The sequence below is a fragment of the Lacibacter cauensis genome (assembly GCF_007830055.1).
Taxonomy (GTDB): domain Bacteria; phylum Bacteroidota; class Bacteroidia; order Chitinophagales; family Chitinophagaceae; genus Lacibacter; species Lacibacter cauensis.
Genome location: NZ_VLLE01000006.1, coordinates 507,498 through 533,707, shown reverse-complemented (window position 1 = coordinate 533,707; position 26,210 = coordinate 507,498). Strand labels below are relative to the sequence as shown.

General features: G+C 42.0%; 29 protein-coding genes. 13 read left to right on the top strand and 16 right to left on the bottom strand.

Going from position 1 to position 26,210, the window contains the following annotated elements; translation table 11 throughout:
* Positions 1 to 49: 49 nt before the first annotated feature.
* Positions 50 to 697 carry an MCP four helix bundle domain-containing protein gene (locus IQ13_RS18955; protein ID WP_144888203.1) on the top strand — a complete coding sequence of 216 codons (648 nt, stop codon included), beginning with the start codon at positions 50 to 52 and terminating at the stop codon, positions 695 to 697.
* Here the strand turns inward: IQ13_RS18955 and IQ13_RS18950 are convergent, their stop codons facing one another.
* Both IQ13_RS18950 and IQ13_RS18945 read right to left on the bottom strand, forming a co-directional pair.
* Positions 698 to 1,177, bottom strand: coding sequence for a nucleoside deaminase (locus tag IQ13_RS18950; protein WP_199758313.1), 480 nt, complete (start codon positions 1,175 to 1,177; stop codon positions 698 to 700).
* Positions 1,178 to 1,276: 99 nt separating this feature from the next.
* Complete coding sequence (locus IQ13_RS18945; protein WP_144888201.1) at positions 1,277 to 3,547, bottom strand: aconitate hydratase; 2,271 nt, start codon at positions 3,545 to 3,547, stop codon at positions 1,277 to 1,279.
* A 220-nt stretch (positions 3,548 to 3,767) separates the two neighbouring features.
* Here IQ13_RS18945 and IQ13_RS18940 point away from each other — a divergent pair, with 220 nt between their 5' ends.
* From IQ13_RS18940 to IQ13_RS18930, 3 genes are all read left to right on the top strand, one after another.
* The gene (locus IQ13_RS18940; protein WP_144888199.1) at positions 3,768 to 3,986 is read left to right on the top strand and encodes a PspC family transcriptional regulator; all 219 of its coding nucleotides are present in this window, start codon (positions 3,768 to 3,770) and stop codon (positions 3,984 to 3,986) included.
* Positions 3,987 to 4,053: 67 nt separating this feature from the next.
* Positions 4,054 to 5,043, top strand: coding sequence for a helix-turn-helix domain-containing protein (locus tag IQ13_RS18935; protein ID WP_144888197.1), 990 nt, complete (start codon positions 4,054 to 4,056; stop codon positions 5,041 to 5,043).
* Between the two features lie 15 nt (positions 5,044 to 5,058).
* Positions 5,059 to 6,045, top strand: a complete 987-nt coding sequence (locus tag IQ13_RS18930; RefSeq protein WP_144888196.1) for an AraC family transcriptional regulator — start codon at positions 5,059 to 5,061, stop codon at positions 6,043 to 6,045.
* A gap of 266 nt (positions 6,046 to 6,311) precedes the next feature.
* Here IQ13_RS18930 and kdsA read toward each other — a convergent pair whose 3' ends face one another.
* Positions 6,312 to 7,133, bottom strand: coding sequence for a 3-deoxy-8-phosphooctulonate synthase (kdsA, locus tag IQ13_RS18925; RefSeq protein ID WP_144888195.1), 822 nt, complete (start codon positions 7,131 to 7,133; stop codon positions 6,312 to 6,314).
* A gap of 222 nt (positions 7,134 to 7,355) precedes the next feature.
* On the opposite strand from kdsA, the gene IQ13_RS18920 reads away from it, so the two are divergent.
* The 6 genes from IQ13_RS18920 (at position 7,356) to IQ13_RS18895 (ending at position 12,664) form a co-directional block, all read left to right on the top strand.
* Complete coding sequence (locus tag IQ13_RS18920; protein ID WP_144888194.1) at positions 7,356 to 8,294, top strand: NAD-dependent epimerase/dehydratase family protein; 939 nt, start codon at positions 7,356 to 7,358, stop codon at positions 8,292 to 8,294.
* Positions 8,295 to 8,437: 143 nt separating this feature from the next.
* Positions 8,438 to 8,812: a hypothetical protein gene (locus IQ13_RS18915; protein ID WP_144888193.1), complete on the top strand. Its 375-nt coding sequence runs from the start codon at positions 8,438 to 8,440 to the stop codon at positions 8,810 to 8,812.
* A 1-nt stretch (position 8,813) separates the two neighbouring features.
* Complete coding sequence (locus IQ13_RS18910; RefSeq protein ID WP_242009587.1) at positions 8,814 to 10,067, top strand: TlpA disulfide reductase family protein; 1,254 nt, start codon at positions 8,814 to 8,816, stop codon at positions 10,065 to 10,067.
* An 86-nt stretch (positions 10,068 to 10,153) separates the two neighbouring features.
* Complete coding sequence (locus tag IQ13_RS18905) at positions 10,154 to 11,386, top strand: isocitrate dehydrogenase (NADP(+)) (protein WP_144888192.1); 1,233 nt, start codon at positions 10,154 to 10,156, stop codon at positions 11,384 to 11,386.
* A 124-nt stretch (positions 11,387 to 11,510) separates the two neighbouring features.
* A complete protein-coding gene (locus IQ13_RS18900; protein WP_144888191.1) occupies positions 11,511 to 11,966 on the top strand; it encodes a hypothetical protein in 456 nt (151 codons plus the stop codon).
* Positions 11,967 to 12,142: 176 nt separating this feature from the next.
* Positions 12,143 to 12,664 (top strand): transposase, encoded by a 522-nt coding sequence (locus IQ13_RS18895; RefSeq protein WP_144888190.1) that lies wholly within the window; start codon positions 12,143 to 12,145, stop codon positions 12,662 to 12,664.
* Positions 12,665 to 12,730: 66 nt separating this feature from the next.
* On the opposite strand, the gene IQ13_RS18890 is transcribed toward IQ13_RS18895, so the two are convergent.
* The 3 genes from IQ13_RS18890 to IQ13_RS18880 all read right to left on the bottom strand — a co-directional run bounded on the left by IQ13_RS18890 (position 12,731) and on the right by IQ13_RS18880 (position 14,159).
* A complete protein-coding gene (locus IQ13_RS18890) occupies positions 12,731 to 13,258 on the bottom strand; it encodes a hypothetical protein (protein ID WP_144888189.1) in 528 nt (175 codons plus the stop codon).
* 224 nt (positions 13,259 to 13,482) lie between these two features.
* The gene (locus IQ13_RS18885) at positions 13,483 to 13,755 is read right to left on the bottom strand and encodes an acylphosphatase (protein WP_144888188.1); all 273 of its coding nucleotides are present in this window, start codon (positions 13,753 to 13,755) and stop codon (positions 13,483 to 13,485) included.
* Entirely contained in the window at positions 13,755 to 14,159 is a 405-nt protein-coding gene (locus tag IQ13_RS18880; protein WP_144888187.1) for an RrF2 family transcriptional regulator, read from the bottom strand. The genes IQ13_RS18885 and IQ13_RS18880 overlap by 1 nt, the downstream gene beginning before the upstream one ends.
* Before the next feature lie 81 nt (positions 14,160 to 14,240).
* On the opposite strand from IQ13_RS18880, the gene IQ13_RS18875 reads away from it, so the two are divergent.
* Together IQ13_RS18875 and IQ13_RS18870 are read left to right on the top strand one after the other, a co-directional pair.
* Complete coding sequence (locus IQ13_RS18875) at positions 14,241 to 14,747, top strand: outer membrane beta-barrel protein (RefSeq protein WP_144888186.1); 507 nt, start codon at positions 14,241 to 14,243, stop codon at positions 14,745 to 14,747.
* A gap of 108 nt (positions 14,748 to 14,855) precedes the next feature.
* A complete protein-coding gene (locus IQ13_RS18870; RefSeq protein WP_144888185.1) occupies positions 14,856 to 15,377 on the top strand; it encodes a hypothetical protein in 522 nt (173 codons plus the stop codon).
* Here the strand turns inward: IQ13_RS18870 and IQ13_RS18865 are convergent.
* From IQ13_RS18865 to IQ13_RS18820, 10 genes are all read right to left on the bottom strand, one after another.
* Positions 15,374 to 16,018: a response regulator gene (locus IQ13_RS18865; RefSeq protein ID WP_144888184.1), complete on the bottom strand. Its 645-nt coding sequence runs from the start codon at positions 16,016 to 16,018 to the stop codon at positions 15,374 to 15,376. The two genes, IQ13_RS18870 and IQ13_RS18865, sit on opposite strands and share 4 nt — an antisense overlap.
* A 50-nt stretch (positions 16,019 to 16,068) precedes the next feature.
* A complete protein-coding gene (locus tag IQ13_RS18860) occupies positions 16,069 to 18,000 on the bottom strand; it encodes a tetratricopeptide repeat-containing sensor histidine kinase (RefSeq protein WP_144888183.1) in 1,932 nt (643 codons plus the stop codon).
* Between the two features lie 6 nt (positions 18,001 to 18,006).
* A complete protein-coding gene (locus IQ13_RS18855) occupies positions 18,007 to 19,824 on the bottom strand; it encodes a tetratricopeptide repeat-containing sensor histidine kinase (protein ID WP_144888182.1) in 1,818 nt (605 codons plus the stop codon).
* A gap of 7 nt (positions 19,825 to 19,831) precedes the next feature.
* Positions 19,832 to 20,548: a 4-hydroxy-tetrahydrodipicolinate reductase gene (dapB, locus tag IQ13_RS18850; RefSeq protein WP_144888181.1), complete on the bottom strand. Its 717-nt coding sequence runs from the start codon at positions 20,546 to 20,548 to the stop codon at positions 19,832 to 19,834.
* A 77-nt stretch (positions 20,549 to 20,625) separates the two neighbouring features.
* A complete protein-coding gene (locus tag IQ13_RS18845) occupies positions 20,626 to 21,219 on the bottom strand; it encodes a DUF5683 domain-containing protein (RefSeq protein WP_144888180.1) in 594 nt (197 codons plus the stop codon).
* 3 nt (positions 21,220 to 21,222) lie between these two features.
* Positions 21,223 to 22,134 (bottom strand): ParB/RepB/Spo0J family partition protein, encoded by a 912-nt coding sequence (locus tag IQ13_RS18840; protein ID WP_144888179.1) that lies wholly within the window; start codon positions 22,132 to 22,134, stop codon positions 21,223 to 21,225.
* A gap of 171 nt (positions 22,135 to 22,305) precedes the next feature.
* Positions 22,306 to 23,025 (bottom strand): glycine-rich domain-containing protein, encoded by a 720-nt coding sequence (locus IQ13_RS18835; RefSeq protein WP_144888178.1) that lies wholly within the window; start codon positions 23,023 to 23,025, stop codon positions 22,306 to 22,308.
* Between the two features lie 24 nt (positions 23,026 to 23,049).
* Complete coding sequence (crcB, locus tag IQ13_RS18830; RefSeq protein ID WP_144888177.1) at positions 23,050 to 23,412, bottom strand: fluoride efflux transporter CrcB; 363 nt, start codon at positions 23,410 to 23,412, stop codon at positions 23,050 to 23,052.
* A gap of 78 nt (positions 23,413 to 23,490) precedes the next feature.
* Positions 23,491 to 23,892, bottom strand: a complete 402-nt coding sequence (locus IQ13_RS18825) for a DUF4878 domain-containing protein (protein WP_144888176.1) — start codon at positions 23,890 to 23,892, stop codon at positions 23,491 to 23,493.
* A gap of 180 nt (positions 23,893 to 24,072) precedes the next feature.
* Positions 24,073 to 25,062: a PhoH family protein gene (locus IQ13_RS18820; RefSeq protein WP_144888175.1), complete on the bottom strand. Its 990-nt coding sequence runs from the start codon at positions 25,060 to 25,062 to the stop codon at positions 24,073 to 24,075.
* A 268-nt stretch (positions 25,063 to 25,330) separates the two neighbouring features.
* Here IQ13_RS18820 and IQ13_RS18815 point away from each other — a divergent pair, with 268 nt between their 5' ends.
* A complete protein-coding gene (locus tag IQ13_RS18815) occupies positions 25,331 to 26,173 on the top strand; it encodes an MBL fold metallo-hydrolase (protein WP_144888174.1) in 843 nt (280 codons plus the stop codon).
* Positions 26,174 to 26,210 lie beyond the last annotated feature (37 nt).

The following is a 26,210-nucleotide window of genomic DNA, read 5'->3' as shown; positions in this document are numbered from 1 at the left end:
AGCAGATTTAATTGTAATTTGATACTTGCGAACGATTAAATCTTGCTGTATGAAACAATTTATTTCTATCAGAGAAAAACGGGTAGCGGCTGCAGTTTTATTTGTGGTGTTGATTGCTGTAGGGCTGAATCAGCTGTTATATGAGAAGGATTACCGGGAGTTAGATAAAAATATGTCGTCGATGTACAAAGACAGGTTGATGCCGGCGGGTTATTTGTTTGAGATCAACGATCATCTTTATCAAAAGAAAATATTACACATGAATGAAACCGTAGCTGCTGTACAGCTGAACGCTGAACTACAGAAACATGATGAAGCAATAGCCCGGCTTATTGATGCTTACGAAAAGACCTATTTAACAAAAGATGAGCAACAGCACTGGAAACAACTGCTCGCAAGTCTTGCTGCTTATAAAACAGCAGCAACAAATTATTCCGCTAACAGTAGTACAACATCTGCAGATTTGCTGGATAAACATTTTTTGGCGGCACAAACTTCTTTAACTGAGCTAAATAATTTGCAAGCAAAAGAAGGCGACTTACTTCAAAACAGTTCGAAATCAATAATAGGCGTAACCGTTATTCAGTCGTATTTACAAATTGCTATGTTGCTTGTAATAGCAGTAATTGCAGCGATTCTTTTATTGGCACGTGACAACCCATTCTTTCCTGCAGAAAAGAAAGTACTACTCAATTAATCAGTACATTTTTTTGAGCGGACTTTTTTCCCATTGTTCAAATGCCTGCAATGCTTCTTCACGAAGCAGCTGTTCTGTTTGCAGTTGGCGATTTTTAAACGGCAGTGCAATCTCATGGTAAATGAAATTGTCGTCGAAATCGATAGCCGCTGCATCTTCCTTTGTATTGGCAAAATAGATTTTTGATGCGTTTGCCCAGTAGATAGCGCCCAAGCACATTGGGCAAGGCTCGCAACTGCAATAAATTTCGCAACCGTCAAGCTGGTAACTGTTTAAGGAGTTGCATGCATTTCTTATGGCAACTACCTCGGCGTGCGCAGTAGGATCGTTTGTTGATGTTACTTCATTTACACCGGTTGCAATAATCTTTCCGTCCTTCACAATAACAGCTGCAAATGGTCCGCCTTTCCCGTTTTCAACATTTTCAATGGAAAGGCGAATCGCTTCACGCATGAAATCTTCTTTTGTTAATTGACTCATGAATATTTTTTCAATGCAGATAAAAAATCCCGCCTATTACAGCGGGATTGAAGTTTATGAAGTAAAAACATGCAGGCCTTGTTAGCGGCCCGATTGTTTTTATCCTTTTGCAAATTCAGCACGGATCACATTCAACGCACCACCAGCTTTGAACCACTCAATTTGCTGAGCGTTGTAGCTGTGGTTAACGGTAATGGTTTCGCTGCTGCCATCTTTGTGATTCAACACCAGTTGTAACGGTTGGCCAGGCGTAAAGCTGGTTAAGCCAATAACATCAATGCTGTCATCTTCAAGGATCTTATCGTAATCTTCTTTGTTGGCAAACGTTAATGCCAGCATACCTTGCTTCTTCAGGTTAGTTTCGTGAATACGTGCAAATGATTTCACCAATACCACACGCACACCAAGGTGACGTGGTTCCATCGCCGCATGTTCACGGCTTGAACCTTCACCATAGTTTTCATCACCAACAACAATTGAACCAACACCCGCTGCTTTGTAAGCACGCTGCGTTGCAGGAACAGGACCGTATTCGCCAGTTAACTGGTTCTTTACGTTATCTGTTTTTTCGTTGAAGAAGTTTACTGCACCAATCAACATGTTGTTACTGATATTATCGAGGTGACCACGGAATTTCAACCATGGACCAGCCATTGAGATATGATCAGTTGTACATTTTCCTTTAGCCTTGATGAGCAGTTTCAATCCTTTAAGATCTGTGCCTTCCCAAGGAGCAAACGAATACAGCAGTTGTAAACGCTTGCTGTCTGCTTTTACATCAATCACCACGCCACTGCCGTCTTCAGCAGGAGCCTGGTAGCCGGCATCTTCAACCGCAAAACCTTTTACAGGTAATTCATCACCACTTGGCGGATCGAGTTTTACCTGCTCGCCTTTTTCATTAGTTAATGTATCAGTTACTGGATTGAAGGTAAGATCACCAGCGATTGCCAATGCAGTAACCAATTCCGGACTTGCAACAAACGCCAATGTATTCGGGTTGCCATCAGCACGCTTGGCAAAGTTTCTGTTGAATGAGTGAACGATGGTGTTGCGTTCTTGCTTTTCTGCACCCATACGATCCCACATGCCAATACAAGGTCCGCATGCGTTTGCAAATACAGTGGCACCAATTTTTTCAAATGTGCTCAGGTAACCATCTCTTTCAATTGTATAACGCACCAGTTCACTGCCGGGGGTAATGGTGAACTCCGCTTTTGTTTTTAAACCTTTTTCAGCAACCTGTTTTGCAAGACTTACTGCACGGCTGATGTCTTCGTAAGAAGAGTTGGTACAGCTACCGATCAAACCTACTTCGACTTTTGTAGGCCATCCGTTTTTAGCTGCCATTTCTTTCATTTGCGAAATAGGGGTAGCTAAATCCGGAGTGAAAGGTCCGTTTAAGTGTGGCTCCAGTTCGCTAAGGTTAATTTCAATTACTTTATCGAAATACTTTTCAGGGTTTGCATATACTTCAGCATCGCCGGTTAAGTATTCTTTAATAGCATCTGCAGCATCTGCAACTTCTGCACGGCCGGTAGCTTTCAGGTAGCGAGCCATGCTCTCATCGTAACCGAATGTAGAAGTGGTTGCCCCAATTTCAGCACCCATGTTACAGATAGTGCCTTTACCGGTACAGCTCATGCTTGTTGCACCTTCGCCGAAATATTCAACAATAGCGTTGGTACCACCTTTTACAGTAAGAATACCCGCCACTTTTAAGATCACATCTTTTGGAGCTGTCCAGCCATTGAGTTTACCGGTAAGCTTCACACCAATCAGCTTCGGCATCAACAATTCCCAGCTTAAACCTGCCATTACATCGCAGGCATCAGCACCACCCACACCAATCGCAATCATACCTAAGCCACCAGCATTTACGGTGTGGCTGTCGGTACCAATCATCATACCACCGGGGAAAGCATAGTTTTCCAGCACCACCTGGTGAATGATACCAGCGCCGGGTTTCCAGAAACCGATGCCGTATTTATTAGAAATCGAAGACAGGAAGTTGTACACTTCTTCATTATCAGTAACGGCTTTCACCAGATCCTGCTTACCTTCTGTTTTAGCAACAATCAGGTGATCGCAATGTACGGTTGAAGGAACTGCTACTTTCTTACGACCTGTTGTGTCGAACTGCAGAAGAGCCATCTGTGCAGTTGCATCCTGCATTGCCACACGGTCGGGAGCAAAATCAACGTACGCTTTACCTCTTTCGAAATCTTTGGGTTCAACTCCTTTCCAGAGGTGAGAGTATAATATTTTCTCTGCCAGTGTTAAAGGACGTCCCAATGCTTTTCGGGCTGCATCCACTTTGGCAGGCATTTCGCTGTACGTCTTTTTAATGAGGTCGAGATCGAATACCATGAAGAAGAATTTGATAATGATGAATAGTAGCTATCCGGAAATAAGAGCGGTTTTCAGGCAGAAAAGATTGAGAAACAATGAAAATTGCCCGAACAGCGCCTTCTCCTGTTCCCGGTTGGCTGTTAGAGGCTGCGAATTTACCGATAAATCGTATACATTTTAAACCAACTGCACTAAAGAATTGTTGATACTATTAATTTTGTAACAGAAATAAATACTTATGAACCGCATTAGACGAATGATTGAGTGGAATGTGTTTGGTGTTTGTACCTGGCTTGGCGAACGAATGGGTATTGCAACCAGCACCATCCGTAAATATTTTATCTATTTGTCTTTCCTTACAATGGGCTCACCTGTGATTATTTATATGTTTATCGGGTTCTGGGTGAACATTCGTCAGTACATCTGGTTCAGCAAAAGAAACCCGTTGCGTTACTAAGCCTTTTGCAATCATTGTTTTTTGAGTGCTGATTGTTTAATTTCAACAAACAATCAATCCTAAATCCATGTTTTCTTTTGAGTACATACATACCAGTTACAGCGATATGATCAACGATCTGGCTGTACAGCTGGGGGTAAAAACAAAAGATAACTGGTTGTTTTTTCCAGAAGATGTGGCCAGCGGTTATTACCGGGTGTTGCAACTTTCCAACGGGCTCGATGTAAATATTATCAATTGCCGTATTAATAAAGATTGGTTGTTGCGCCGTAAAAGCGACGATACCGAATACTACACCCTTCGTTTTGATGAGCTGACGCTGGAGAAGAATATCAAAATTGGTATTGATGCCGATGTTGTGGAGAAACAAAAAGAAACAGTTGCTGTGGCATACCTTACCAGTTCCTTGTTTGATTGGTTTTATCACGGAACAAAAGGAACGACGTTTAAAGCGGTAAATATTCTTATCCCCAAAGCATGGCTGGGAAAACTGATGGGTATTGAAGTATTTGATGATATTCTGCCTGCCTATATTGCATTGAAGAGCCGCAGTTTTAATATGGAGCCGCTCGACACGGTGTACTATCAGCTGATGAAAGAAATCATGCAGGAAGATCCGGATATGCCGTTTCCGCATCTGTATATCGAAAACAGGGTGCAGCTTTTACTTGAACGTTTTTTTACACGGATCCATTCACGGGTGTCGCTTGCCGATGTAGAAACAAATATTAAACAGGACGATATTTATACGGTATTTAAAATTGAAAAGTTATTGGTTGAAAATTTTTCAGAAAAACCAAAATCTATCGAAGAACTTTCACGCAGGGCAACTATGAGTTCCACCAAGCTGAAAAAGATTTTTAAATCGGTATATGGAGTTCCTATTTATGAATATTACCAACAGAAGCGTATGCAGCGGGCAGGAGAGTTGTTGAGTACCGGTAAGTATTCGGTAAAGCAAGTTGCAGGTATTATAGGCTACAGCAACATGAGCAATTTTACCATTGCCTTTAAGAAATACATGAACCAAGAGCCATCGGAGTTTACAAACGCATAATACAGAATTGTAAAGGTGATTACACTTGAACTGCAACATACCGATTACCATGCTTTGCTGCAAAGTTTTGCTGCGCAGTTAAATTGCTCATTGGAGAATAATGTGTTGCAGATACCACCGCATTTTGGAAAAGGGTTTTATAAGGTGGTTGATTTGCCCAACGGATTACAGGCCCTGCTTTCCGATATTGAGTATAACACAGATGTTACTTATAAGCGCTTAAAAACAGAAGAATATTACTGCGTGCTGTACTTTAATGATTCTGCATTGAGTGAACCTTTACAGTTTGAACGCAACGGTAAAAAGCATGTTGATAAAAGCATCCGCCGTTCCGGTATATCGCTTGTAAACAGTACACACGATATGAGCTTTACTGTAAAAGCAAAAACTAAAGCCCGTACCATTAACTTGCTGTTGCCCGAACAATGGATCAACAGTCATCTTAACAGGTTTAATGAGTTGCATTTGCTCATGCGGTTTAACCAGCAGCAGAACAGTATCTCTTATCCCGAACCTTTTGATGCGCAAAACAGAATTTTGTTTGACGAGGTGTTTGAAACAGAAGAAGCAAACCCCATGCAGCAGATGATTGTGAAGAACAGGATTATGTTGCTGCTGGAAAATTTTCTGTCGAAAGTGCATCGTAAGATGGAAGAAAATCCGGATGCCGGTCAGCGGAAAGTGAAGCCTGCCGATTTGAGTAAGCTGATGGAGATTGAAGCCATCCTGGTGCGTGATTTCGGCCAGCCGCCACCAACCATTGTAACACTTGCCGGGCTGAGTAATATGAGTGTATCGAAATTGAAAAGTACATTCAAAAAAGTATACGGAACTGGTATTTACGAGTACTATCAAAAAAACCGGATGCTTAAGGCCAAGGCTATGCTGCTTACCGGTAAGTACAATGTAAAAGAAGTAGGTACGCAATTGGGTTATACCAACCTCAGTAATTTTTCGCTGGCGTTTAAAAAGGAATTTGGCTTGTTACCAAGCGAAGTATAAAAAATTTTTCTGCTGCGTTTCAAAATGGCTAACTTTAAACATCTTCTTTCTTATTGAAGCATACACCTGTTTATTTTAGTTCCGCTTTCCCTTAGCCACTCCACATTTTTATTATTGATCGTTAACAGCGATGCCATTATACTTCAACCCGTTTACCCGTTGGGTAAATTTTGTGTCGTTGCATCCTTTTGAAAACGTTTGGTATCCAAACCCAAAACAAAGAGGCTCTTTATTAAGAGCCTCAACTTTTATAGCGAAATCAATTTTTATAAAACAGCCTTCCGCAACTTTACCAGTTGTTCCAACAGGGGCTCCAGTTTATCTAACTGCAGCATGTTGGCACCATCACTTTTTGCAACGGCAGGGTTGGGATGCGTTTCAATAAACAAACCATCCACACCGGTTGCAATGGCTGCTTTTGCAATAGTGCCGATCAGTTGCGGATTACCTCCCGTAACACCGCTTGTTTGGTTGGGCTGTTGCAGCGAGTGTGTACAATCCATAATTACCGGTACATGCAATTCTTTCATCCAGGTAATGTTGCGGTAGTCAACTACAAGGTCCGTGTAGCCAAACGTATTACCACGTTCTGTAAGCATAACCTTGTTGTTGCCTGCTTTCTTAATTTTTTCTACTGCAAACTTCATCGATGGTCCACTGAGGAACTGTCCCTTTTTCACGTTTACAATTTTGCCTGTTTCAGCAGCAGCTTCCAGCAAATCTGTTTGGCGACAAAGGAATGCAGGTATCTGTAAAATATCTAAATAGGGAGCGGCCATTGCTGCTTCTTCATGCGCATGAATATCGGAGGTGGCAGGAAGATTGTATGTTTTCCGCACTTTATCAATTAAACTCAAACCGGTATCATCTCCTAAGCCTGTAAAAGAAGATGCACTTGTACGGTTGGCTTTCCTGTACGATGCTTTGAACACGTACGGTATGCCGAGGTTTTTGCAAATGGTTGAAACTTTATCGGCCACTTCCATTACTAATTCTTCACTCTCAACCACACAGGGGCCGGCAATTAAAAAGAAATTCTTTTCGTCGTACGACTGATTGGCAAACAGCTCTTTTACATATTGTTCCATGCGGCAAAGATAACAGTAAGTACGAAGTAAGAAGTACGAGGTACGAATTGGGTTTCTGATGGAGGATGTATGATGGCTGATTTAGAAGTTAGATGCACCCCGGCTTCTATCTTATCCTGTAAATCGGTTAATCTGCCCAAATCATGGTGCAGACTCTTGCGCAAACGAATGAATGTTTGCTCAGTTGTTTTTCCACCTATTTTTGCCGCACAAATTGCCGTTATGATTCGAGAAAAAATATTGGTGATCGGCGCTTCCGGTCAGATTGGAGTGGAGCTTACCCTTGCACTGCGTAAAATTTATGGTAACCAGAACGTGATAGCATCTGACTTGCGTGAACAGAATCCTTTGCTGGAAGGAACCGGTCCGTATGTTAGCCTCGATGTAATGAACAAAGAAATGCTGCATGTGCAGGTTATCCGCCAAAACATCACACAGATTTATCTGCTGGCGGCTATTCTTTCTGCTACGGGCGAAAAAAATCCCAACCTTGCCTGGAACCTCAACATGACGGGTTTGCTGAACGTTCTGGATATTGCACGGGAAGAGAAGATTTACAAAGTGTACTGGCCTTCTTCTATTGCTGTGTTCGGACCAACTAGTCCCAAACAAAATTGTCCGCAACAAACCATTATTGAACCAACAACGGTGTATGGCATCAGTAAATATGCAGGCGAGTTTTGGTGCAATTATTATCATCAGCGTTTTGGTGTAGATGTAAGAAGTTTGCGTTATCCGGGTTTGATCTCTTACAAATCAGCACCGGGCGGAGGTACTACCGATTATGCAGTAGAAATTTTTCACGAAGCGTTGGAAGAAAACAAGTACGAGTGTTTCCTGAAGGAAGATACTTATCTGCCGATGATGTACATGCCCGATGCTATCCGTGCTACCATTGAACTGATGGAAGCACCTGCATCTAAAATATCTATTCGCCATTCGTATAATATTTCATCGATGAGTTTTTCTCCGAAGGAAATTGCAGCCGAAGTGGCGAAACACCGTGCTGGGTTTGAAATGAGTTACAAGCCCGATTACCGTCAGCAAATTGCCGATAGCTGGCCGCAAAGCATTGATGATAGTGTGGCAAGAGCCGATTGGGGCTGGAAACACGAATACGATCTTGCTGCCATGACAAAAGACATGTTCGAAAACTTATAAACCAAACACAACTTTAACTTATGAACAAGCTCCTTACCGTTTTATCGGCATTATTATTTCTTGCAATTCAAACTGCTTCTGCATAATGCGATCCGAAAATTGTAAAACTGCAGAGTAGTAAGGCAAGAGGATTGAAAACTAATATGCAGGCAGAGGAGCTTGCAATGGAAACGGTTATTACGATCGATTCGGCAAAATTGGTTTTAACAGGATCGTTCAAAGGCGAAACAGAAACACTGGAAGGCGATATTGTTGAAATTGTATCCTGTGAGTGGAGTGAATATTTGAAAAACGGCAAAACAGAATACAGAATTGTTGTAGATAAAGATGGACAGTCAATGAAATCCATCATGATACTTGAAAGTGAAAATGGTAATACAACAATCACTTTTTTTGAAGAGGATAAAGATGATTCAAAACTGCAGTTTGTCATTCATGAGTACACTGTAACCGAAATAATAAAGCCCGCAACGAACAAGCCCGAACAAAAAACAAAAAAGCAAAAACGTAAATCATAGTTTGAAAGCAGCTGTATTTTTTCCGAAGTCCTTAGTTGGTTTTATTGTAACCGTATTCCTGTTTGTTGTAAATGTGCATGCACAAACAAAGCAACTCCGTACAGGTTGGTATCGTGCAGCCATTGCCAGGGAAGATGGTGCTGTTATTATTTTTAATGCGGAGTTGCAACAAAAAAATGGAAAACAGTTACTGTACATCCGCAATGCAACAGAACGTTTACTGGTAGATGATATAAAAGTAAAAGGCGATTCGGTGCATATCGAAATGCCATTCTTTGAATCGTATTTCCGTTTGCAGTTGCAACCGGATGGATCGTTAAAAGGCAAATGGTTTAAAGCAGGTAGTTTAAAGTTGCTGGAGTTTCCGGTAACATTTGTGTATGGACAAAAAGAACGGTTTACTGTTAGCGAAGCCACCACACAAAACGCCACCGGTCGTTGGCAGGTAAGTTTTACAAGACCCAATGGAACTGATCGTCCAGCCATTGCTGAGTTTAAACAAAATGGATCAGCATTAACCGGCACTTTCTTAACGCCCAGCGGCGATTATCGTTTTCTCGAAGGTGTGGTTAACGGTAACGAAATGCAATTGAGTTGTTTCGATGGAAGCCATGCGTATTACTTCACTGCAACCATCAACGGTAACGAAATCAGTAACGGAAAATTTTTCAGCAGTGCATCGCCTGTTGAACCATGGCGTGCAACAAAAAACAATACTGCTGCATTGCCCGATACTACTCCTGTAACACAATTAAAACCCGGCGAAAGCAAACTCAACTTTTCGTTTAAAGATGTAAACGGCAAAACTGTTTCCATCAACGATGCCCGTTTCAAAAACAAAGTAGTGGTCATCCAGATCATGGGCAGTTGGTGCCCCAACTGTATGGACGAAAGCAAATTCCTCAGCAGCTTCTATAAAGAATATAAAAGCAAGCGTGTTGAAGTGCTTGCACTGGCGTACGAATACAGCACTGACTTCAATCGCTCTAAAGCAAGCATTCAAAAATTTATCAAACGTTTCGGTATTCAATACCCTGTGCTTATTCCTCCTGTAACCGTAAGCGATGAGCAGCGAACCGAAAAAACATTACCACAGCTAACGCCTATTCGTTCGTTTCCTACAACCATCTTCCTTACAAAGTCCGGGAACGTTTCCGTAATTCACCAAGGCTTCTTTGGTCCGGGTACCGGTCACTTCTACGATGAATTTAAAGTTGAGTTTTACCGTACAATCCGCTCCCTGCTTGCAGATTAGGCGTGTTTTATTCAACAGAGCAGTTTATATTTGCTCTCCCTTTAACAAGGTAGACTTCTGCATTATTCATATTTAAAAGCAAACTGATGGCTGAAAAGATTAAAGTAGCCAATCCGGTGGTAGAACTGGATGGCGATGAGATGACACGTATCATCTGGAAATTCATTAAAGAGAAATTGATTCTTCCTTATCTCGAACTGGATATTAAATACTACGACCTTGGTGTTGAGTACAGAGATGAAACCAACGACCAGGTAACGATTGATGCAGCAAACGCCATTAAACAATATGGTGTTGGTATCAAGTGTGCAACCATTACTCCCGATGAACAACGTGTAAAAGAATTTAATCTGAAGCAGATGTGGAAGAGCCCGAACGGCACTATCCGCAACATCCTCGATGGTACCGTGTTTCGTGAGCCAATCGTAATCAACAACATTCCCCGTTTGGTTACTAACTGGACAGCGCCCATCATTGTTGGTCGTCATGCCTTCGGCGATCAATACCGTGCAACCGATACGGTGATCAAAGGAAAAGGAAAATTAACGATGACCTTTACACCTGAAGATGGTGGCGAACCACAGGTGTTTGAAGTATACAACTACAAAGGCGATGGTGTTGCAATGACGATGTATAACACCGATGAAAGTATCAAAGGGTTTGCACGCAGTTGTTTCAATATGGCCTTGAGCAAAAAATGGCCTTTGTACCTCTCTACAAAAAATACCATCCTTAAAAAATACGATGGCCGCTTCAAAGATATTTTTGAAGAGATCTATCAAAACGAATTCAAAGCACAGTTTGATGCTGCAGGTATTGTGTACGAACATCGTTTAATCGATGACATGGTGGCGAGTGCATTGAAGTGGAACGGTAATTTCGTTTGGGCTTGTAAGAACTACGATGGCGATGTACAGAGCGATACGGTTGCACAAGGTTTCGGTTCGCTTGGTTTAATGACTTCTGTATTAATTACACCTGATGGTAAAACAATGGAAGCAGAAGCAGCACATGGTACAGTAACACGTCACTACCGTGAGCATCAGAAAGGTAAACCAACATCTACCAATCCCATCGCATCTATTTTTGCATGGACACGTGGTTTGGCTTTCCGTGGTAAGTTAGATGGTAACCAGCCATTGATCGATTTCGCTAACGCACTGGAAGCTGTTTGTATTGAAACAGTAGAAAGCGGTAAGATGACGAAAGACTTAGCTGTTTGTATCCATGGCAACAAAGTAAATCATGGTGAGCATTATTTGTATACAGAAGAATTCCTGGATGCAATTGATAGTAACCTGAAAGCAAAGCTTGGATAATGAAATAAGTTAAGCTTACAATAAAAAATCCCCCGGCATTTGCCGGGGGATTTTTTGTTACAGTTTAGTTTTTTGCTAACAATCGCTGGTGTTGTATTTGCTGCATTTCAGCAAACCATCATCTATGCAAGCAAAACTCTACTCACTTTCTTTCATCGTTCTCCTTGTTGTTACATTTAGCTCCTGTAAAAAATGGTTGCCCGAAAACCGGATTGAAGGAAGCTGGCAGTTAACCGAAATTCAGAAACGCAGGCCGTTTGCCAATGAAAATGTACAATCGCAGTACAAAAGTGGCACCTTTACTTTCTTCGAAGACCGCACAGCTCGTTATGCCGATGCCAACGGAACCATGCAGGGCAGTTGGGAAATACGCAGTATTGATAACGGTTATAGAGACAACGATGGCAACTGGCATTCCGAAACAAAAAATGTGTTGTGGCTGAAGCTGTACGATTTTTCCAGTAACCGAGTGATCGATTGGTATTTCGATCGGTTTGATTTTCGAAATTCGGGCAGAAGCCTGTTTGCATTTATGAATGGCAGTGGTTACGATTACCGGTATTGTTTTAATAAACGGTAGGTTATTGTTGCCGTTAGTGATTCTGTAGCCTTTGTTGGTCAGGTGACCAACAAAGGCTACAGATATATAATCGGATGATTTGAAAACGACGCCCTTGTTGGTCGCCTGACCAACAAGGGATTTAAAAATCTGTCCATAACTCTTGCGATGGAAGTAGCTGTTTTATAGTTTAGAGGATGATTCGCTACGAACACCTTCCGCAGTTTATTACCATTACCAATTTAAATTGGCAGCCAGTTTTACAGAACGATTATCACAAACAAATAATTCTTGAAGCGATTGCAAGAAGAGTTGTGTTAGACCAGGTAACAATCTATGGATTTGTATTAATGCCGAACCATCTTCACTTAATCTGGCAATTACATGATGGTATCAATCGTGCAGAATTTCAACGGGATTTTTTAAAGTTTACAGCACGGAGTATTTTAAACTTCATGCGTATGCACGATGATCCGTTGCTGAAAATGTTAGAAGTAAAAGCGGCAGACAGGAAATTTCAGGTGTGGGAGCGTAATTCGTTAAGCATTGATTTGTTTACTGAGAAAGTATTTTCACAGAAACTGGATTATGTCCACAATAATCCTGTTCAGCCAAAATGGAATCTTGCAATATTGCCGGAAGAATATGAATGGAGCAGCGCTGCATTTTATGAAACGGGAATAAATAGGTTTCCGTTTCTAACGCACTACCGTTCTTGAGGTTCTTTGTTGGTCAGGCGACCAACAAAGGCGAGAAAGAATAATTCCTTGTTGACTAGTATCTTTCTACGCTTCTCCATTAACCATAAATTTGGAAAATGTTTTCGTCGTCAGGTTGATGGTTAGATTAAAAAAGCAGTTACCTCCGTCATTTACTTCTAATATTTCATTTCTCCAATCGGGGAACTCGTAACAAAAGCAATTCACCCAAACTTCTTTTTGTCCAGCAGAGTTGATGAAGGGTACATACTGTCTTTTGTATTTTGATAAGTCTATTACAAAGTATTCAATCTTTAAATTGTATTCGGGATGCTTTTTTGAAATTGTGTCAAAGCGAAGTTTTTGATCAGGATTGTATTTTTCTAAACACTGCTTAAGGATGATTTCAATTTCTTCGATCTCACTTTTTGTCAAACTGGTGGGCTTAATGTTTTTTGAAAGCCATGTATTAGCTTTATCAAACTGCAGGATTGTATAATTAGACGAGTCAATACTATGTGTATTTGCTGTAGTCGTTTTTGCCTGATTGTTTGTTGTTTGCTCACAAGCGAATAAGACGAAAAGCAAAAAAGCAGAAAGTGGAAATGATTTCAAAGTTATATTCATTTTGACTAAGATGCAAGAGTAAACCGTCTCCATAAAACTCGCCAAAAGATGTTTTCAAAAAAATACGTGTAGCAGCGCTGCATATTACGAGACAGGAATAAATTGGTTTTCGTTTCTAACGCATTACCATTCTTGAAGTTCATTGTTGGTCAGGCGACCAACAATGGCGAAGGTTAAAAAAATAGCTAACTGGTTTTGTTGGGCGAAAGCATTCATCTCACCACCTCAAACCGATCAAACTCCTGCAGCTCCACATCACTTGTAATTACAGCAGTAACCTTACTCTTGGGCGAGCCCATCCAGCACCATTCAATAAAATCGGTTAACTGATCGCTGGTGCCGGTGGCAACAATGGCTACATCACCTTCGTCGGTATTACGTACCGAACCGGTAAGCTGCAACTCTATGGCTTTATCCTGTGTGTACTTGCGAAACCATACACCCTGTACCTTGCCTCTAACGGTTATGGCTATCGTTTTCCGCATCAGGTAATATCGGCAACAGTTTTGTTTTCGAGGATCTTGAGGTTGGCATCCCGCACTTTAATCATCATGTCGTGCAGGCCGCAATGTTTCTCATCACAGTTTTTGCAGCGTTCGTAAAAATGCAGGCTTACGCAGGAGAGGGGAGCAATTGGTCCGTCGAGTAAACGGATAACACGGGCAAGCGTAATCTGCGAAGGTTTTGCTTTAAAATAATAACCACCACCTTTCCCTTTCTTGCTTTCAAGAATGCCGTCTTTACGCATTACCAGCAGAATGTTTTCTAAAAACTTCAGGGGTATTTTTTTCTTCTTGGCAATTTCGGCAATAAGGATCGGCTCATTGTTTTTTTGCTGGGCCATATAGCTCAGTGCCTGAAATGCGTATTGCGTTTTTTTTGAAAGCATCGTTTACAAAACGTTTAAAGTAAGTGGTAGCGGGTATTTGCTCCGCAAACAAAGGTGCTACATTTATCGCAAAAAAAGTATATGCACAAAATCATGTTTCTGCTGTGTTGCTGCAGCCTTGGGTTTGTTCAAAAGGCAGCTGCACAAAATAAGGTCCAATCGTTTATCGGGGGTAATATTATCATCGGTTACCCGCAAGACGATTTCAAGAACGGTTATAAAATAGGTACCGGTGTAGATGCCTCGCTGGGTTTTGGCAGTAAACATGTATATGCGATCGGTACGGTAGGCTATTTGTCGTACAAACCACAATCGGGCAACATCTATGGAAAAATTTCGGTTATACCTGTTAAAGCGGGTGTACGTATTTACCCGGGCAACTTTTTCTTTCTGTCAGGAAATGCCGGTGTTGGTTTTTTAAAAGATGAAGTAACCACTAATCGCAGCAGCCGGTTTATGTACGATGCCGGATTGGGCTTTCATTTTATTTTAGGCCAGGTAAGTTTACATTACGATGCATGGCAACGTAAAAACACAAGCGGGGCATCGGGCGCAATTCAATTAAAATTAGGGTTAGCATTGAAATAGCGACGATACTGGCGAGCTGCTGCGCTTGCTTGTTAAAAAAAAGAAAAGAGCCGCCGTTTTTTAAGTTATTGGTACAGTATTGGAAAAGGGTAGTATAAAATCTATCGTATGAACAGTAAGATCATCTTTTCCATGCTTGTAGCAACTATTGGATTTACAAGTGGGGTGTTTGCTCAAAAGGGCAAAGCTATTTTTGGTGGTAACGTTATCATTGGTATACCAACCGGCGATTTCAGAACCGATTATAAAGGTGTAACAGGTATTGAAGGACTTGCCGGATTCGGAGTAGCACAGAATGTGTACGTAACAGGCACACTGGGCTTTCAATCGTATGCTCCCGATCCGAATAGTTTTGATGGTGTGTATTATGGCAAAATCACTTCTATTCCATTAAAGGCAGGTTTGCGTATCTATCCAACCAATAATTTCTTTTTAACCGGTAATGCAGGTATTGCTTTGCTGAAGGATCAAACCATTGATGCAAGAGAAAGCAGGTTTGCTTACGATATCGGTGCCGGGTTCAGCTTCAATATTTTTCATGCAAGTGTGCATTACGATGGCTGGCAAACAAAAAATACCAGTGGCGGATCGAACAGTGTAGTGGCGAAATTGGGTATTGCTATCCGTTAGTGAATGAGTTTATGTTCGTAAGCATATTTAATTAAGCCAATAACCGAATTGGTTTTGGTTTTGCGGAAGATGTTTTTCCTGTGTGTTTCAACCGTACGCTCGCTCAGGAATAACTCTTCCGCAATTTTTTTATTGCTGTATTCCTTTTCAATGAGACCAATGATCTCAATTTCACGAACAGTAAGGTTTACTTCAGCATCTTCTTTTTTACGCTCACTTGCTTTCAGCATTTCCTGCAACACCTCTTCGCTAAAATAAATACCGCCTGCTGCAATTTTGTTGAGGGCTGCAATAAACTCTGTTTGCCCGATGTTCTTGAGCAGGTAACCGCTGATGTCGCTCTCATCGATCATCTGGTTTACCAAACTGCCTTCACCGTTCATCGACAGGGCAATAATTTTTATGGAAGGATAATGCTGCCGAACCTGTTTTGCAAGATCAAGTCCGTTCATTTCGGGCATCATTACATCCGTCAATAAAATATCAACCTGCAGATGCTGTAATGCCTGAACAATAGTAGACGGATGGGTAGATTCGAGTACGATTTCGTATTGATCGTATCCTTTCAGCAGCGATCGCAAACCGTCTATTACGATTTGATGATCATCTACGATGACAAGTTTGGTTTTTGTGGTCGACATACAAGTGGAGGTAAACCGAAGGTATTAATTTTTTAAGTAATAATCGGTAGTTAAACTACAGGTATATGTATAGCTACAAGGGTGCCTCGGCCCGGTGCAGAATCGAAGTCGATTGTACCATAGAGGTAATCGATTCTTGCCTGCATATTTTTTAAACCAATGCCTGCATCTTCGCCCAGGTCGTTGGGGCTAAAACCCTTGCCGTTGTCTTCAATGCTAACGCAGATGCCGTCTTTGTCTTTAATCAATGCAATATCGAGCTGCGAAGCATCTGCATGTTTTATTACATTGTTTACGCATTCCTGCAGCACACGGTACAATACAATTTCGGTATTCTCATCCAGCCGCTCATTCAACCCTTCTGTATGCAGCGATACTTTTAATTTCCGCTGATCGATTTTGTCGAGGAAGTCGGCTACAGCATTTGCAAGCCCCGACTTCAGTAAAATGTTCGGCATCATCTGGTGACTAACCGACCTTACTTCTTTACAGCTTTCGTCAACCAGGCTAATAATGCGTTCAAACGAAAGTTTCTGCTCGGTATTGCTGAACTGCAGATCGTTTTCAAATGCAGAAAGATTCATTTTGGCTGCACTCATCATTTGTCCAACACCATCGTGCAGGTCTTTGGCAATACGCTGCCGTTCGTTTTCTTCGGCTTTCATAACTGCTGCAGCCGCTTGTTGCTGTTGCTCCAGTAACGCTTGTTGCATGCGTGCTTCCTGTTTTAATTTATAACGGCGGTAGTACGAAAGTGCAAGCAACGAAAGGAGCAAAAGCGCTGCAACAATACCGGTAATCCAATAATTCTTTTGTGCAATGACATATTGCTGGCGTTGAATTTCTTTTTCTTTTTCCAGCGTTTCATATTTCGTTTCAAGCTCGGCAAATTGTTCCGAAAGGTTATCGGTAAACAATGAATCTTTGGTTGATGCATAATACTTGTACATCACAAGCGCTTCATCGTTATTGTTGAGGGCCTCATATGAAGTTGAAAGTGCCAGGTATGTTTGATTGACTTCGGGTAAACAGTTCACTGCAGTTCTGCCCAGTTTTAATGCAGCCTTCAGAACTGCAATGGATGAATCGTATTGTTTCTGCTGTTGCAATACCAAACCCAGGTTATTCATACAGCTAACCTGCCCTTTGGTGTCGCCTAAATCTTTACGCAGTTGCAGCGATTCGGAAATAGAGGCAAATGCCTGTTGATACTTTTGTTTCTTGAGGTACAGTGCGCCGATGTTGTTTAAAGCGTTCGCCAGGTATTCCTTATCCTGTATGCTGCGGCTGATGCCGATGGCTTTGTTGTAATAATCGGCAGCTTTCTCATCATCGCCTTTTATTTTGTAAATATTGGCAATGTTTACAAACGAACCTGCAAGGCCGTAATTGTCTTTCAGCTTCTCCTTTATTTCAATGGATTGCAATTGGTATTTAATCGCTTCATCGTAGCGACCGAGGTTCTGGTTAAGAATGCCAATGTTGTTGAGCGAGTAGGAGATGCCGATGTCGTCTTTATATTTTGTAAACAGCGATAAGGCAAGCAGCTGATTTTCCAATGCCTTATCAAATGCACCTTTCTTCTGGTACACAATGCCGATTTTGTTGTACACTTTGGCAATGCCTAATCCATCGTTCAGCTGTTCTCTTATTTTGCCCGATTGTTTGTAAAACGAAATAGCGCTATCGTATTTCTCCTGATCGTATAATAAAATTCCAAGGTCGTTATAAGCTTGTGCCAAACCTTTTGGATAATTGGTTTTCTTTGCCTGTTCAATTGCTTTAAAGCCATACGCAATGGCCTTCTCCCTGTTTACCAAACGATACTCCCAGGTAAGATCGTTGTAGATTTTTACCAGCTGGCTGTCTTTTTGTTCGCCGGCGAGTTTTTCCAAACTGTCAATAACCGGTTTGTTTTTTTGTGCTGCAATATGATTAGTGCAACAACAAACAATAAGCAAGGGTAATACAAATTTTATCATTCTCAATTATGCATTAGTATGGTTTGGGAGATGAATGGCAATTAATGTTCCTCTGCCGGGCGCTGAATCTATATCAATACTTCCTTTCAGGAACTGTATACGACTATGAATGTTGTTGAGACCAATACCCTCGGTTGTTTTTGCAGGATCGTAGGCAAACCCTTTACCATTATCTTCAATGGTAACGCTGATGCCATCTTTATCTTTTATCAACGATATATCGAGTGTTGAAGCCTGTGCATGCTTGATGGTGTTGTTGATACATTCCTGTATAACACGGAAGAGAATAGTTTCGGTATTGGAGTCGAGCCGTTCGGTAAACCCTTCGCTGTAAAAATGAAAAGTAAAATCGTTGGTGCTGATGCGGCTGGCGATTTCTTCGAGTGTTTGCGGTAAACCCTTGCTCAGCAAAGCTGCAGGCATCATACTGTGCGATACAGCTCTTACTTCTTTACAACTTTCATCTATCAGCTGAATAATATTGGCGAGTGATTTATTCTGATCAGGGTCGGGCAATTTAATATCGTTGTAAAAAGAAGATAAGTTCATGCGTGCAGCACTCATCATTTGCCCCACACCATCGTGCAGATCTTTGGCAATACGACTGCGTTCTTTTTCTTCGGCTTCCAGTACAAGACTTGTAGCCAGCTCCTGTTGTTTTAATACTTCTTCCTGCAGCTTTACCTGTTGTTTCCATTTGTACCTGTTGTAAAACAGGAAGGCAACTACAGCTGCAAGTGATACAAACAACAGAATAAGAAAAATCTGCTGGTTTCTTTTTTTGATGGTGAGCTGCTGTACTTCTATCTGTTGTTCTTTTTTATTGGTTTCGTACAGCGTGCTCAGTTCTTCAATCTGTCTTGTTTTCTGTGCAGAAAAAAGCGAATCTTTTAACTGTGTATGCCAGGTGTAGTAATCAAGAGCTTTCTTGTAATCGCCAGTAACATTAGCAATACGGCTCAGCTCAGCATAGTTGTTCGAGAGCAGTTCTTTGTACTGCATTTTTTCAGCCACCTTATTGCTTTCTTCTAAGTAATAAACGGCACGCTCGTACTTGCCCCAAGTGCCGTACATAACGCCAAGATCGGAGTAGCTTAATGCAATCGCAAAACTGTCTCTTAGTTTTTGACGAATGCCCAACGCTTGCAGGTTAAAATCTTCTGCCAAGGTAAATTTGCTTTGTAACACATACACGCCTGCTAAAAAGTTTAACGACCATGAGCGGCCGGCTTCGTCTTTTAACAGCGTAGCCATTTTTAATGCAGAGCGGTAATGTGCAATTGCTTTTTCATAATTACCCTGGTATTCATATACCACACCACTTTCGTTCAAAATCATTTGCATACCACTTGAATCTTTCAAAGATGTAAACAGCCGGTATGCCTGATCGTAAAAAGAAAGAGCCCGTTTTAAATCTCTTGTTTTGCGGTAGAGTTTTGCAATGTCGTTGATAACTGTTGCCAGTTGTTTTTGCAGATTACGACGTTCGTAAATGCCGGCAGAAGTAAAAAGATAATTGGCTGCTTTTTCGTACTCGCCTTTAAAGTAATGGGCTGTTCCCTGGTAGCGGGTGAGCTCGGCATAGGCAATTGAGTCGTTGAGTTTGCTTGCCAGTTGTAAACCCTGATCGGCTACTTTAATGGTTTCATTAAAACTGATGAGGCTGAGTTTGCCTGCCAGTAATACATAGCTTTTTAAGCGTGCTTCATCTGTTTTTGAACGTTGAATACCTGCACGCAAACTGTCAACCGTTGTATCCTGCGCTTGTACAACGGCAGCTGCAAAAAATAAAAAAAAGAAGATTGCGGTTTTAGGCGACAACATATGGTGCTTACAAGTTAAGCACTTCTTTCATTCCAAAAAATCCTGTTTTGTCTTTTAGAAATTCTGCTGCCAGCACAGCGCCTAACGCAAAGCCGGTGCGGTTATGAGCGGTGTGGATGATTTCAATATCATCAATAGCCGAACTGTATTTTACAAAGTGTGTTCCCGGAGCCGGATCAATACGTTCGCTGATGATGGACAGATCGCCGGGATGAGCCGACTCTTCGTTTACCCATTTTTCTTTACGGCCCAACTCTTCCAGCACCTGTTCGGCCAATGAAATAGCGGTGCCGCTGGGTGCATCTTTTTTAGCCGTATGATGAATTTCTTTCAGCGTTACTTCATAGTTCGTTTGAGGAGCCATTAACTGGGCTAAACGTTTATTTATTTCGAAGAAAATATTTACACCAACGCTGAAGTTGCTGGCAACAATTAAACCCGTTTGTTTTTCTGCAGCCAATGCTTTCATTTCATCCAGCTTATCTAGCCAGCCGGTGGAGCCACATACCACCGGAACTTTATTTTCCAAACAGAACTTTACATTGTTATACGCTGTATGCGGACTGGTAAACTCGATTGCTACATCGGCTTTACGAATATTTTCCGGCGTAAGATCGCCGAGGTTATCGGCATCAATAATCAATACGGCTTCGTGGCCACGTTCTTTTGCAATTTCATGAATGGCTTTACCCATTTTGCCGTACCCGATCAATGCAATGTTCATGTAAGTTGGTATATGATAGTAAAACAAAAATGCTGTTGTGCAAAGTAAATGATAAACAGGTTAACGGCTGTGAGGTTTTATTTGCCCAGCTTTAGTACAAGGCCCACATTTGCCTGCCTTGTTTGCGGCGAATAAGAAGGGTTGATGTGCAGCGAAAGATTATCGTTTACTTCAAATGCTTTCAGGTGGCCATCAACAGTGGCATCCACCACATTCAAACCCCATAAGATTATAAATGCCAGTACGGAATAATCTACATACTGCCTCACAGCAATACGGTATTGGCGTACAGCTTCCGGATCTACCGGCTGAAATCTGGGTTTAATGAGATTGTTGTTGGAAGGATCTCCATCCATCATGTTGCGGTAAGCATCTCTGGCATCGGTATACTCTTTCCGGTTGTAAATAAAGAAACCGGCTGCGGTACCTAATGCGCCGTAAACGATCGGGATCTTCCAGTATTTTTTATTGTATGCCTGTCCCCAACCCGGAATAATGGCCGAGCGGATGGTTGCTTTGCGTGGCGAATGTTCGGGTTTAGGTTTTACCGAATCTTTTTTTGTAAAAGCAGTATCTGCAGCTGCGGGTTTAACTGCAACAACACTATCCTGCGCATGCGAACTAACAGCTACGCCAATAAAAAGGAATAGAAAGAATATTATCTGCCTCATGATTTATTCAACATCGGTACCAAGCACTTTCAAAATCTGGTTAAACTGTTCCAGCGAATAGTATTCAATAAAAATACTTCCGTTGCCTTGTTTGCTGTGGCTGAGCTTAACCTTGGTGCCGAATTGCGATGCTAAATTATCCTGAATACGCTGAAAAGCGGGCGGCAGTGTGTTTTTTGCAGCTTTATTAACAGGTGCCGATTTATATAATTGACGCACCAGTGCTTCGGTTTGGCGTACCGATAATTCTTTCTGTTTGATTTGCTGATAAACATACAGCTGTTTATCAACCGTATCAACATTAATGAGTGCACGTGCATGGCCCATGCTGAGTGTACCGGTACGCACAGCCAGCTGAATATCGGGTGGCAATTTCAATAAACGGATGTAGTTGGTAACCGTTGTACGGTCTTTTCCCATACGTTCGGCCACCTGCTCCTGGGTGTAATCCAATTCTTCCATTAACCGCTTGTAGCTGAGGGCAATTTCTACAGCATTCAGGTTTTCACGCTGTAAGTTTTCGAGCAGGGCCAGTTCCAACAGTTCCTGGTCGTTGGCCTGGCGGATGTAAGCAGGAACGTCTACTAACCCTGCCAGTTTCGATGCACGCCAGCGACGTTCACCGGAAATAAGTCGGTATTTACCCGAAGGAAGTTTGGATACGGTAACCGGCTGAATGATGTCGTGCATTTTAATACTGTCGCTCAACTCTTTCAAGGCCTGCTCGTCAAAATCACGACGGGGTTGTTTGGGGTTGATCTCAATATCAGCCACAGGAATCCGCAGAATACCGGTAACGGCTTCCGTTATCGTTGGTTTCAGCTGACCGGCTGTGGTTTTAAGGTCATCGTCAATACTTTTCAGCAGGGAACGGATTCCCTTTCCTAACGCATCTTTTTTTCCGGGTGTAGACATAATTATTCTGAATTACAGTTTGCGAAGTACCTGAAAAAAATCGAAATGGCAAGACAGTAGAGAAGGAGTTTGAAGTTTATGGTTTATCGTTCGATGTTATGGCACGGTTAGCGGCTTTATCTTCTGTCAGTAGGTTAACAAAATTTATTTGGATAGCCTATTCTTGACAGATCAATCACCCCCACATCCGCCGCCACAGCCGCTGCTGCAGCTGCTGCCGTCACTACCACCATCCGATGAATCGGAACTGTCGCCGTAATCACCTCCGGCACCTGCACCTCCAAAATCGCCTCCTTCAAAATCGGAAAAGTTGTTATCGTCGAAATGAGAAGCAAGCGGAGTATGATCGTATGACCAACCGGAACTATCGCTGGTGCCATCTGTGTATACCTGTTTTGCACGCTTCAGTTGGGTCTCATTAAATTTTGGCAGGTTCCATATTTCAACCGGGGCATCTTTGCCAAACTCAGAACGGTAAAGGAGCAGCGTTTTTACATATTGTTCTGCAAATAATTCTGTTTGTTCGTCAATTGGTATTAGCTCAGGATGATGATCGAATTTGTACTGTATGACGGTTTCACAAAAATCCCTGTAAGGTTTTGTAAACAGTAAATGTTCGTGCCAAACAACATCAATTACTTTGGATGGTGTAACCTGGAAGTTGCTGATAATACCGAGGTAAACAAACTTTTTGTATTCATGTATGGCGAAAAGGGCAAACCTCGAACTCCATTGGTGCTTACGACTTATTTTATCGGCAAATGCTTTTGTAGATGCATTTTCACCGCCAAATAATTCTGTTAATCTGTTCCATGCATTTGGAGGAACAAGGTCGTTGAACTGATACGTTTCAAGATTTTGCCATAATTCGAGTTTTGTTAGTTGTGGCATCTTTTAGAAGTAATTCTTGAGTGATTATTTTACAAGGCTATACCCCAGCCAGGTAGCCGTTAATCCAAGCAGGATGCTTGCGCCAACATACAAGGCAAACATGCCAATGCGTTGCTGCTGCAACATTGCCAGACTTTCCAGCGAAAAAGCAGAGAAGGTCGTAAAACCGCCACAGATACCTGCAGCTAAAAACAAGCGCCAGTTGTTGGCAAACTGTTCGCTGCGCAGGGCATAGGCAAACACGGCACCGATAATAAAACTGCCGATGATGTTTACCAGAAAGGTGGCAATTGGAAAGGATACATATTTAAACCAAACCGAAAACGCATACCGCAACATAGTGCCTGCAGCACCGCCAAGACCAACGAGGAGAATATTTTTGAGCATTGCGTTGAGTAGTTAGTTGTTTGCCGATAGTTATTAGTGTGGTACTAACGACTATAAACTGCCGGCTATCGGCTTTCTTTAAAGGTTTCCCGTAAATGTATAATTGAAATCAACCTGCCAGATACCATCTCGTTTAATCACCTTCAGCGGCATGGGTTTGTTTTTGTACGTGTTGGAGTAGTTAACAATCACAACAGAGTCGCTTACGTTGTCAACCGAATGCACGACAATGGTTGCATTCTTATAACCCTCTTTATCCTTTTTACTCATTTCATCTTTGTACTTCTTTTCAATAATATCGAGTTCGTACAGATTTAAACTGTCTTTAATCATCAGTTCTCTTGCCCAGGCATAATCGCCTTTTAAAGAGCTTTCAATAAACGCACGGGCGGTATCCAACGCATCTGCAGGACGTTCACGTTTTTGTTTACAGGCATATAAGCCAACGGCGATAAAGAGGATAACTGACAGCTTTTTCATCATGCCCAAATGTACAAAAGGGATTTTATAGAAATACGGATAACGCAGAGTGAAGCAGATTTTAACAGGTAAGAAAATCCATTGTATCCGCGGCATCCGTGTTATCTGCGATTTTATAAAAAAAACCCGCCTCATTGCTGAAACGGGATTGCGGTTGTTTATGCTGCGGTGTAAGTACAGTTATCGGCGATGGTACATATTGGGCTGCTCTGGCTGCTCTTTGTGATCTTTGTCGTACGCACGGATAATGGCTTTCACCAAACGGTGACGTACCACATCTTCTTCATCCAGTTCAATATGACTGATACCATCGATGTTCTTTAAGATGCGGATCCCTTTTTCCAAACCGCTGCGTTGGTTCTTCGGCAAATCTACCTGCGACAGATCGCCGGTGATGATAGCCTTTGCATTGGCGCCAATACGGGTGAGGAACATTTTCAACTGCAGATCGGTAGTGTTCTGCGCTTCATCCAAAATGATGAACGCATTATCCAACGTACGGCCACGCATATAAGCCAGCGGTGCAATTTCAATTACACGTGTGCTCATGTAGTAGCCGAGTTTATCTGCAGGAATCATATCATCCAATGCATCGTATAAAGGACGCAGATACGGATCGATTTTTTCCTTGAGATCGCCGGGTAAGAAACCAAGGCTTTCGCCAGCTTCTACTGCAGGGCGTGTAAGAATAATTTTCTTGACCAGTTTGTTTTTTAATGCACGAACAGCCAATGCAACAGCGGTATACGTTTTACCCGTACCGGCAGGGCCAATGGCAAACACAATGTCGTTTTTGTCTGCAGCTGCCACCATCTTCTTTTGGTTTTGTGTGCGTGCACGAACGGTGCGTCCGTTAGGGCCAAATACCAATACTTCGCTGGGGTTGCGTTCTACAAATGCATCAACGGTTTCCTGGTCGTCGCCGCCGAGGATCTGTTCAAAATAATTTTCGCTGAGTTGTCCGTTTCTTTCGAGGTAAGCAATCAGCAGATCAATCTTTTCCTTTGCCTGGTCAACCTGTTCGGGGCTGCCACTTAATTTGATCTGTGTGCCACGTGATAAAATTTTTAAGAGTGGAAATTTTTTCTTGAGGATGTCGAGCTTGCCATTGTTAACGCCAAAAAATTCAATCGGGTTAACGGTTTCGAGGTTGATGATCGTTTCTGTCAAAGCTTTTCAGTTTAGCGGCTGGTACCGGAATTGCTGTGCTGCGTTGCGCCTTCGCAGTAAGATTTCTGCACCTGACCTTGTTCACAAATAGTATCATTCTGGGTGTGATACTTCTAACCCTTCCATCTGTTTCAATATTACTTTATAGAAACCGATTTTCATAAAGTTACTTATTCACAGCTTGTGGAAACGTTAAGAGTTGGTAAAGAAAAAAAGCCGTATACATGAAAAGTAGTTACTGCTGTTGTGCTTTGCTTAATTTTACCCGATGCCTGTTTATTTTGCTTCGTTAAACTCGGGAAGTAATGCCAATTGCTATTACGTAAGTAATGGTGTTACAGCAGTGCTGGTTGATGCCGGTTTATCGTGTCGTGAGACGGAGAAACGCATGCAACGTTTGGGGCTTGACATGAAACAGGTGAAAGCCATTTTTATTTCGCATGAACACAGCGATCATATTACTGGTGTAGAAATGTTGAGTAAGAAACATCAGCTGCCTGTTTATGTGTCGGAGAAAACATGGAACAATACCAATCTTTCTGTTGACGTGCAGCTGCTGAAACATTTTCGAAAAGATGAACAGGTGCTGCTTGATGGATTGCAGGTAAAATGTTTTTCCAAATCGCATGATGCGGCCGATCCTTACAGTTTTATGATCAGCAGCAACGGCATTAATGTATCGGTGATCACCGATATAGGTTATGCCTGCAAACAGGTTCTCACACATTTTCAGAAAAGCCATGCTGTTTTTTTAGAAAGTAATTATTGCGAAACCATGCTGGCCAACGGCGATTATCCGTATCATCTCAAACGCCGCATCAGTGGCGATGAAGGGCATCTTTCCAATGAACAGGCCTTGGATGTTTTCTTCAACTATCGTACACCCCAACTCAGTCATCTTATTTTATCGCATCTGTCAAAAAATAATAATAAGCCTGAAGTGGTGGATGCATTGTTTCAGCCGCATGCCGGCACAACAAAAGTGATTGTTGCTTCACGCTACGAAGAGTCGGAATTGTTTTGCATTGATGGAGCACCTTTGTCTGTTCCAACAGCAACACGCAAAAAACAAAAGCCGGTTAAAGATCAGCGCCAGCTTTCGTTGTTTTAAGTATAATTTTCTCTTCGCTGCTTTTGCAGTTCTGCAA

Coding starts and splice junctions, on each gene's coding strand:
- IQ13_RS18835 (WP_144888178.1), bottom strand. CDS start 23,025: ATGCCACAACTAACAAAACTCGAATTATGGCAAAATCTTGAAACGTAT.
- IQ13_RS18880 (WP_144888187.1), bottom strand. CDS start 14,159: ATGCTTTCAAAAAAAACGCAATACGCATTTCAGGCACTGAGCTATATG.
- IQ13_RS18905 (WP_144888192.1), top strand. CDS start 10,154: ATGGCTGAAAAGATTAAAGTAGCCAATCCGGTGGTAGAACTGGATGGC.
- IQ13_RS18935 (WP_144888197.1), top strand. CDS start 4,054: ATGTTTTCTTTTGAGTACATACATACCAGTTACAGCGATATGATCAAC.
- IQ13_RS18825 (WP_144888176.1), bottom strand. CDS start 23,892: ATGAAAAAGCTGTCAGTTATCCTCTTTATCGCCGTTGGCTTATATGCC.
- IQ13_RS18955 (WP_144888203.1), top strand. CDS start 50: ATGAAACAATTTATTTCTATCAGAGAAAAACGGGTAGCGGCTGCAGTT.
- IQ13_RS18950 (WP_199758313.1), bottom strand. CDS start 1,177: ATGAGTCAATTAACAAAAGAAGATTTCATGCGTGAAGCGATTCGCCTT.
- IQ13_RS18865 (WP_144888184.1), bottom strand. CDS start 16,018: ATGTCGACCACAAAAACCAAACTTGTCATCGTAGATGATCATCAAATC.
- dapB (WP_144888181.1), bottom strand. CDS start 20,548: ATGAACATTGCATTGATCGGGTACGGCAAAATGGGTAAAGCCATTCAT.
- IQ13_RS18815 (WP_144888174.1), top strand. CDS start 25,331: ATGCCTGTTTATTTTGCTTCGTTAAACTCGGGAAGTAATGCCAATTGC.
- IQ13_RS18885 (WP_144888188.1), bottom strand. CDS start 13,755: ATGCGGAAAACGATAGCCATAACCGTTAGAGGCAAGGTACAGGGTGTA.
- IQ13_RS18875 (WP_144888186.1), top strand. CDS start 14,241: ATGCACAAAATCATGTTTCTGCTGTGTTGCTGCAGCCTTGGGTTTGTT.
- IQ13_RS18940 (WP_144888199.1), top strand. CDS start 3,768: ATGAACCGCATTAGACGAATGATTGAGTGGAATGTGTTTGGTGTTTGT.
- IQ13_RS18895 (WP_144888190.1), top strand. CDS start 12,143: ATGATTCGCTACGAACACCTTCCGCAGTTTATTACCATTACCAATTTA.
- IQ13_RS18860 (WP_144888183.1), bottom strand. CDS start 18,000: ATGATAAAATTTGTATTACCCTTGCTTATTGTTTGTTGTTGCACTAAT.
- IQ13_RS18855 (WP_144888182.1), bottom strand. CDS start 19,824: ATGTTGTCGCCTAAAACCGCAATCTTCTTTTTTTTATTTTTTGCAGCT.
- IQ13_RS18920 (WP_144888194.1), top strand. CDS start 7,356: ATGATTCGAGAAAAAATATTGGTGATCGGCGCTTCCGGTCAGATTGGA.
- IQ13_RS18870 (WP_144888185.1), top strand. CDS start 14,856: ATGAACAGTAAGATCATCTTTTCCATGCTTGTAGCAACTATTGGATTT.
- crcB (WP_144888177.1), bottom strand. CDS start 23,412: ATGCTCAAAAATATTCTCCTCGTTGGTCTTGGCGGTGCTGCAGGCACT.
- IQ13_RS18840 (WP_144888179.1), bottom strand. CDS start 22,134: ATGTCTACACCCGGAAAAAAAGATGCGTTAGGAAAGGGAATCCGTTCC.
- IQ13_RS18845 (WP_144888180.1), bottom strand. CDS start 21,219: ATGAGGCAGATAATATTCTTTCTATTCCTTTTTATTGGCGTAGCTGTT.
- IQ13_RS18900 (WP_144888191.1), top strand. CDS start 11,511: ATGCAAGCAAAACTCTACTCACTTTCTTTCATCGTTCTCCTTGTTGTT.
- IQ13_RS18945 (WP_144888201.1), bottom strand. CDS start 3,547: ATGGTATTCGATCTCGACCTCATTAAAAAGACGTACAGCGAAATGCCT.
- kdsA (WP_144888195.1), bottom strand. CDS start 7,133: ATGGAACAATATGTAAAAGAGCTGTTTGCCAATCAGTCGTACGACGAA.
- IQ13_RS18915 (WP_144888193.1), top strand. CDS start 8,438: ATGCAGGCAGAGGAGCTTGCAATGGAAACGGTTATTACGATCGATTCG.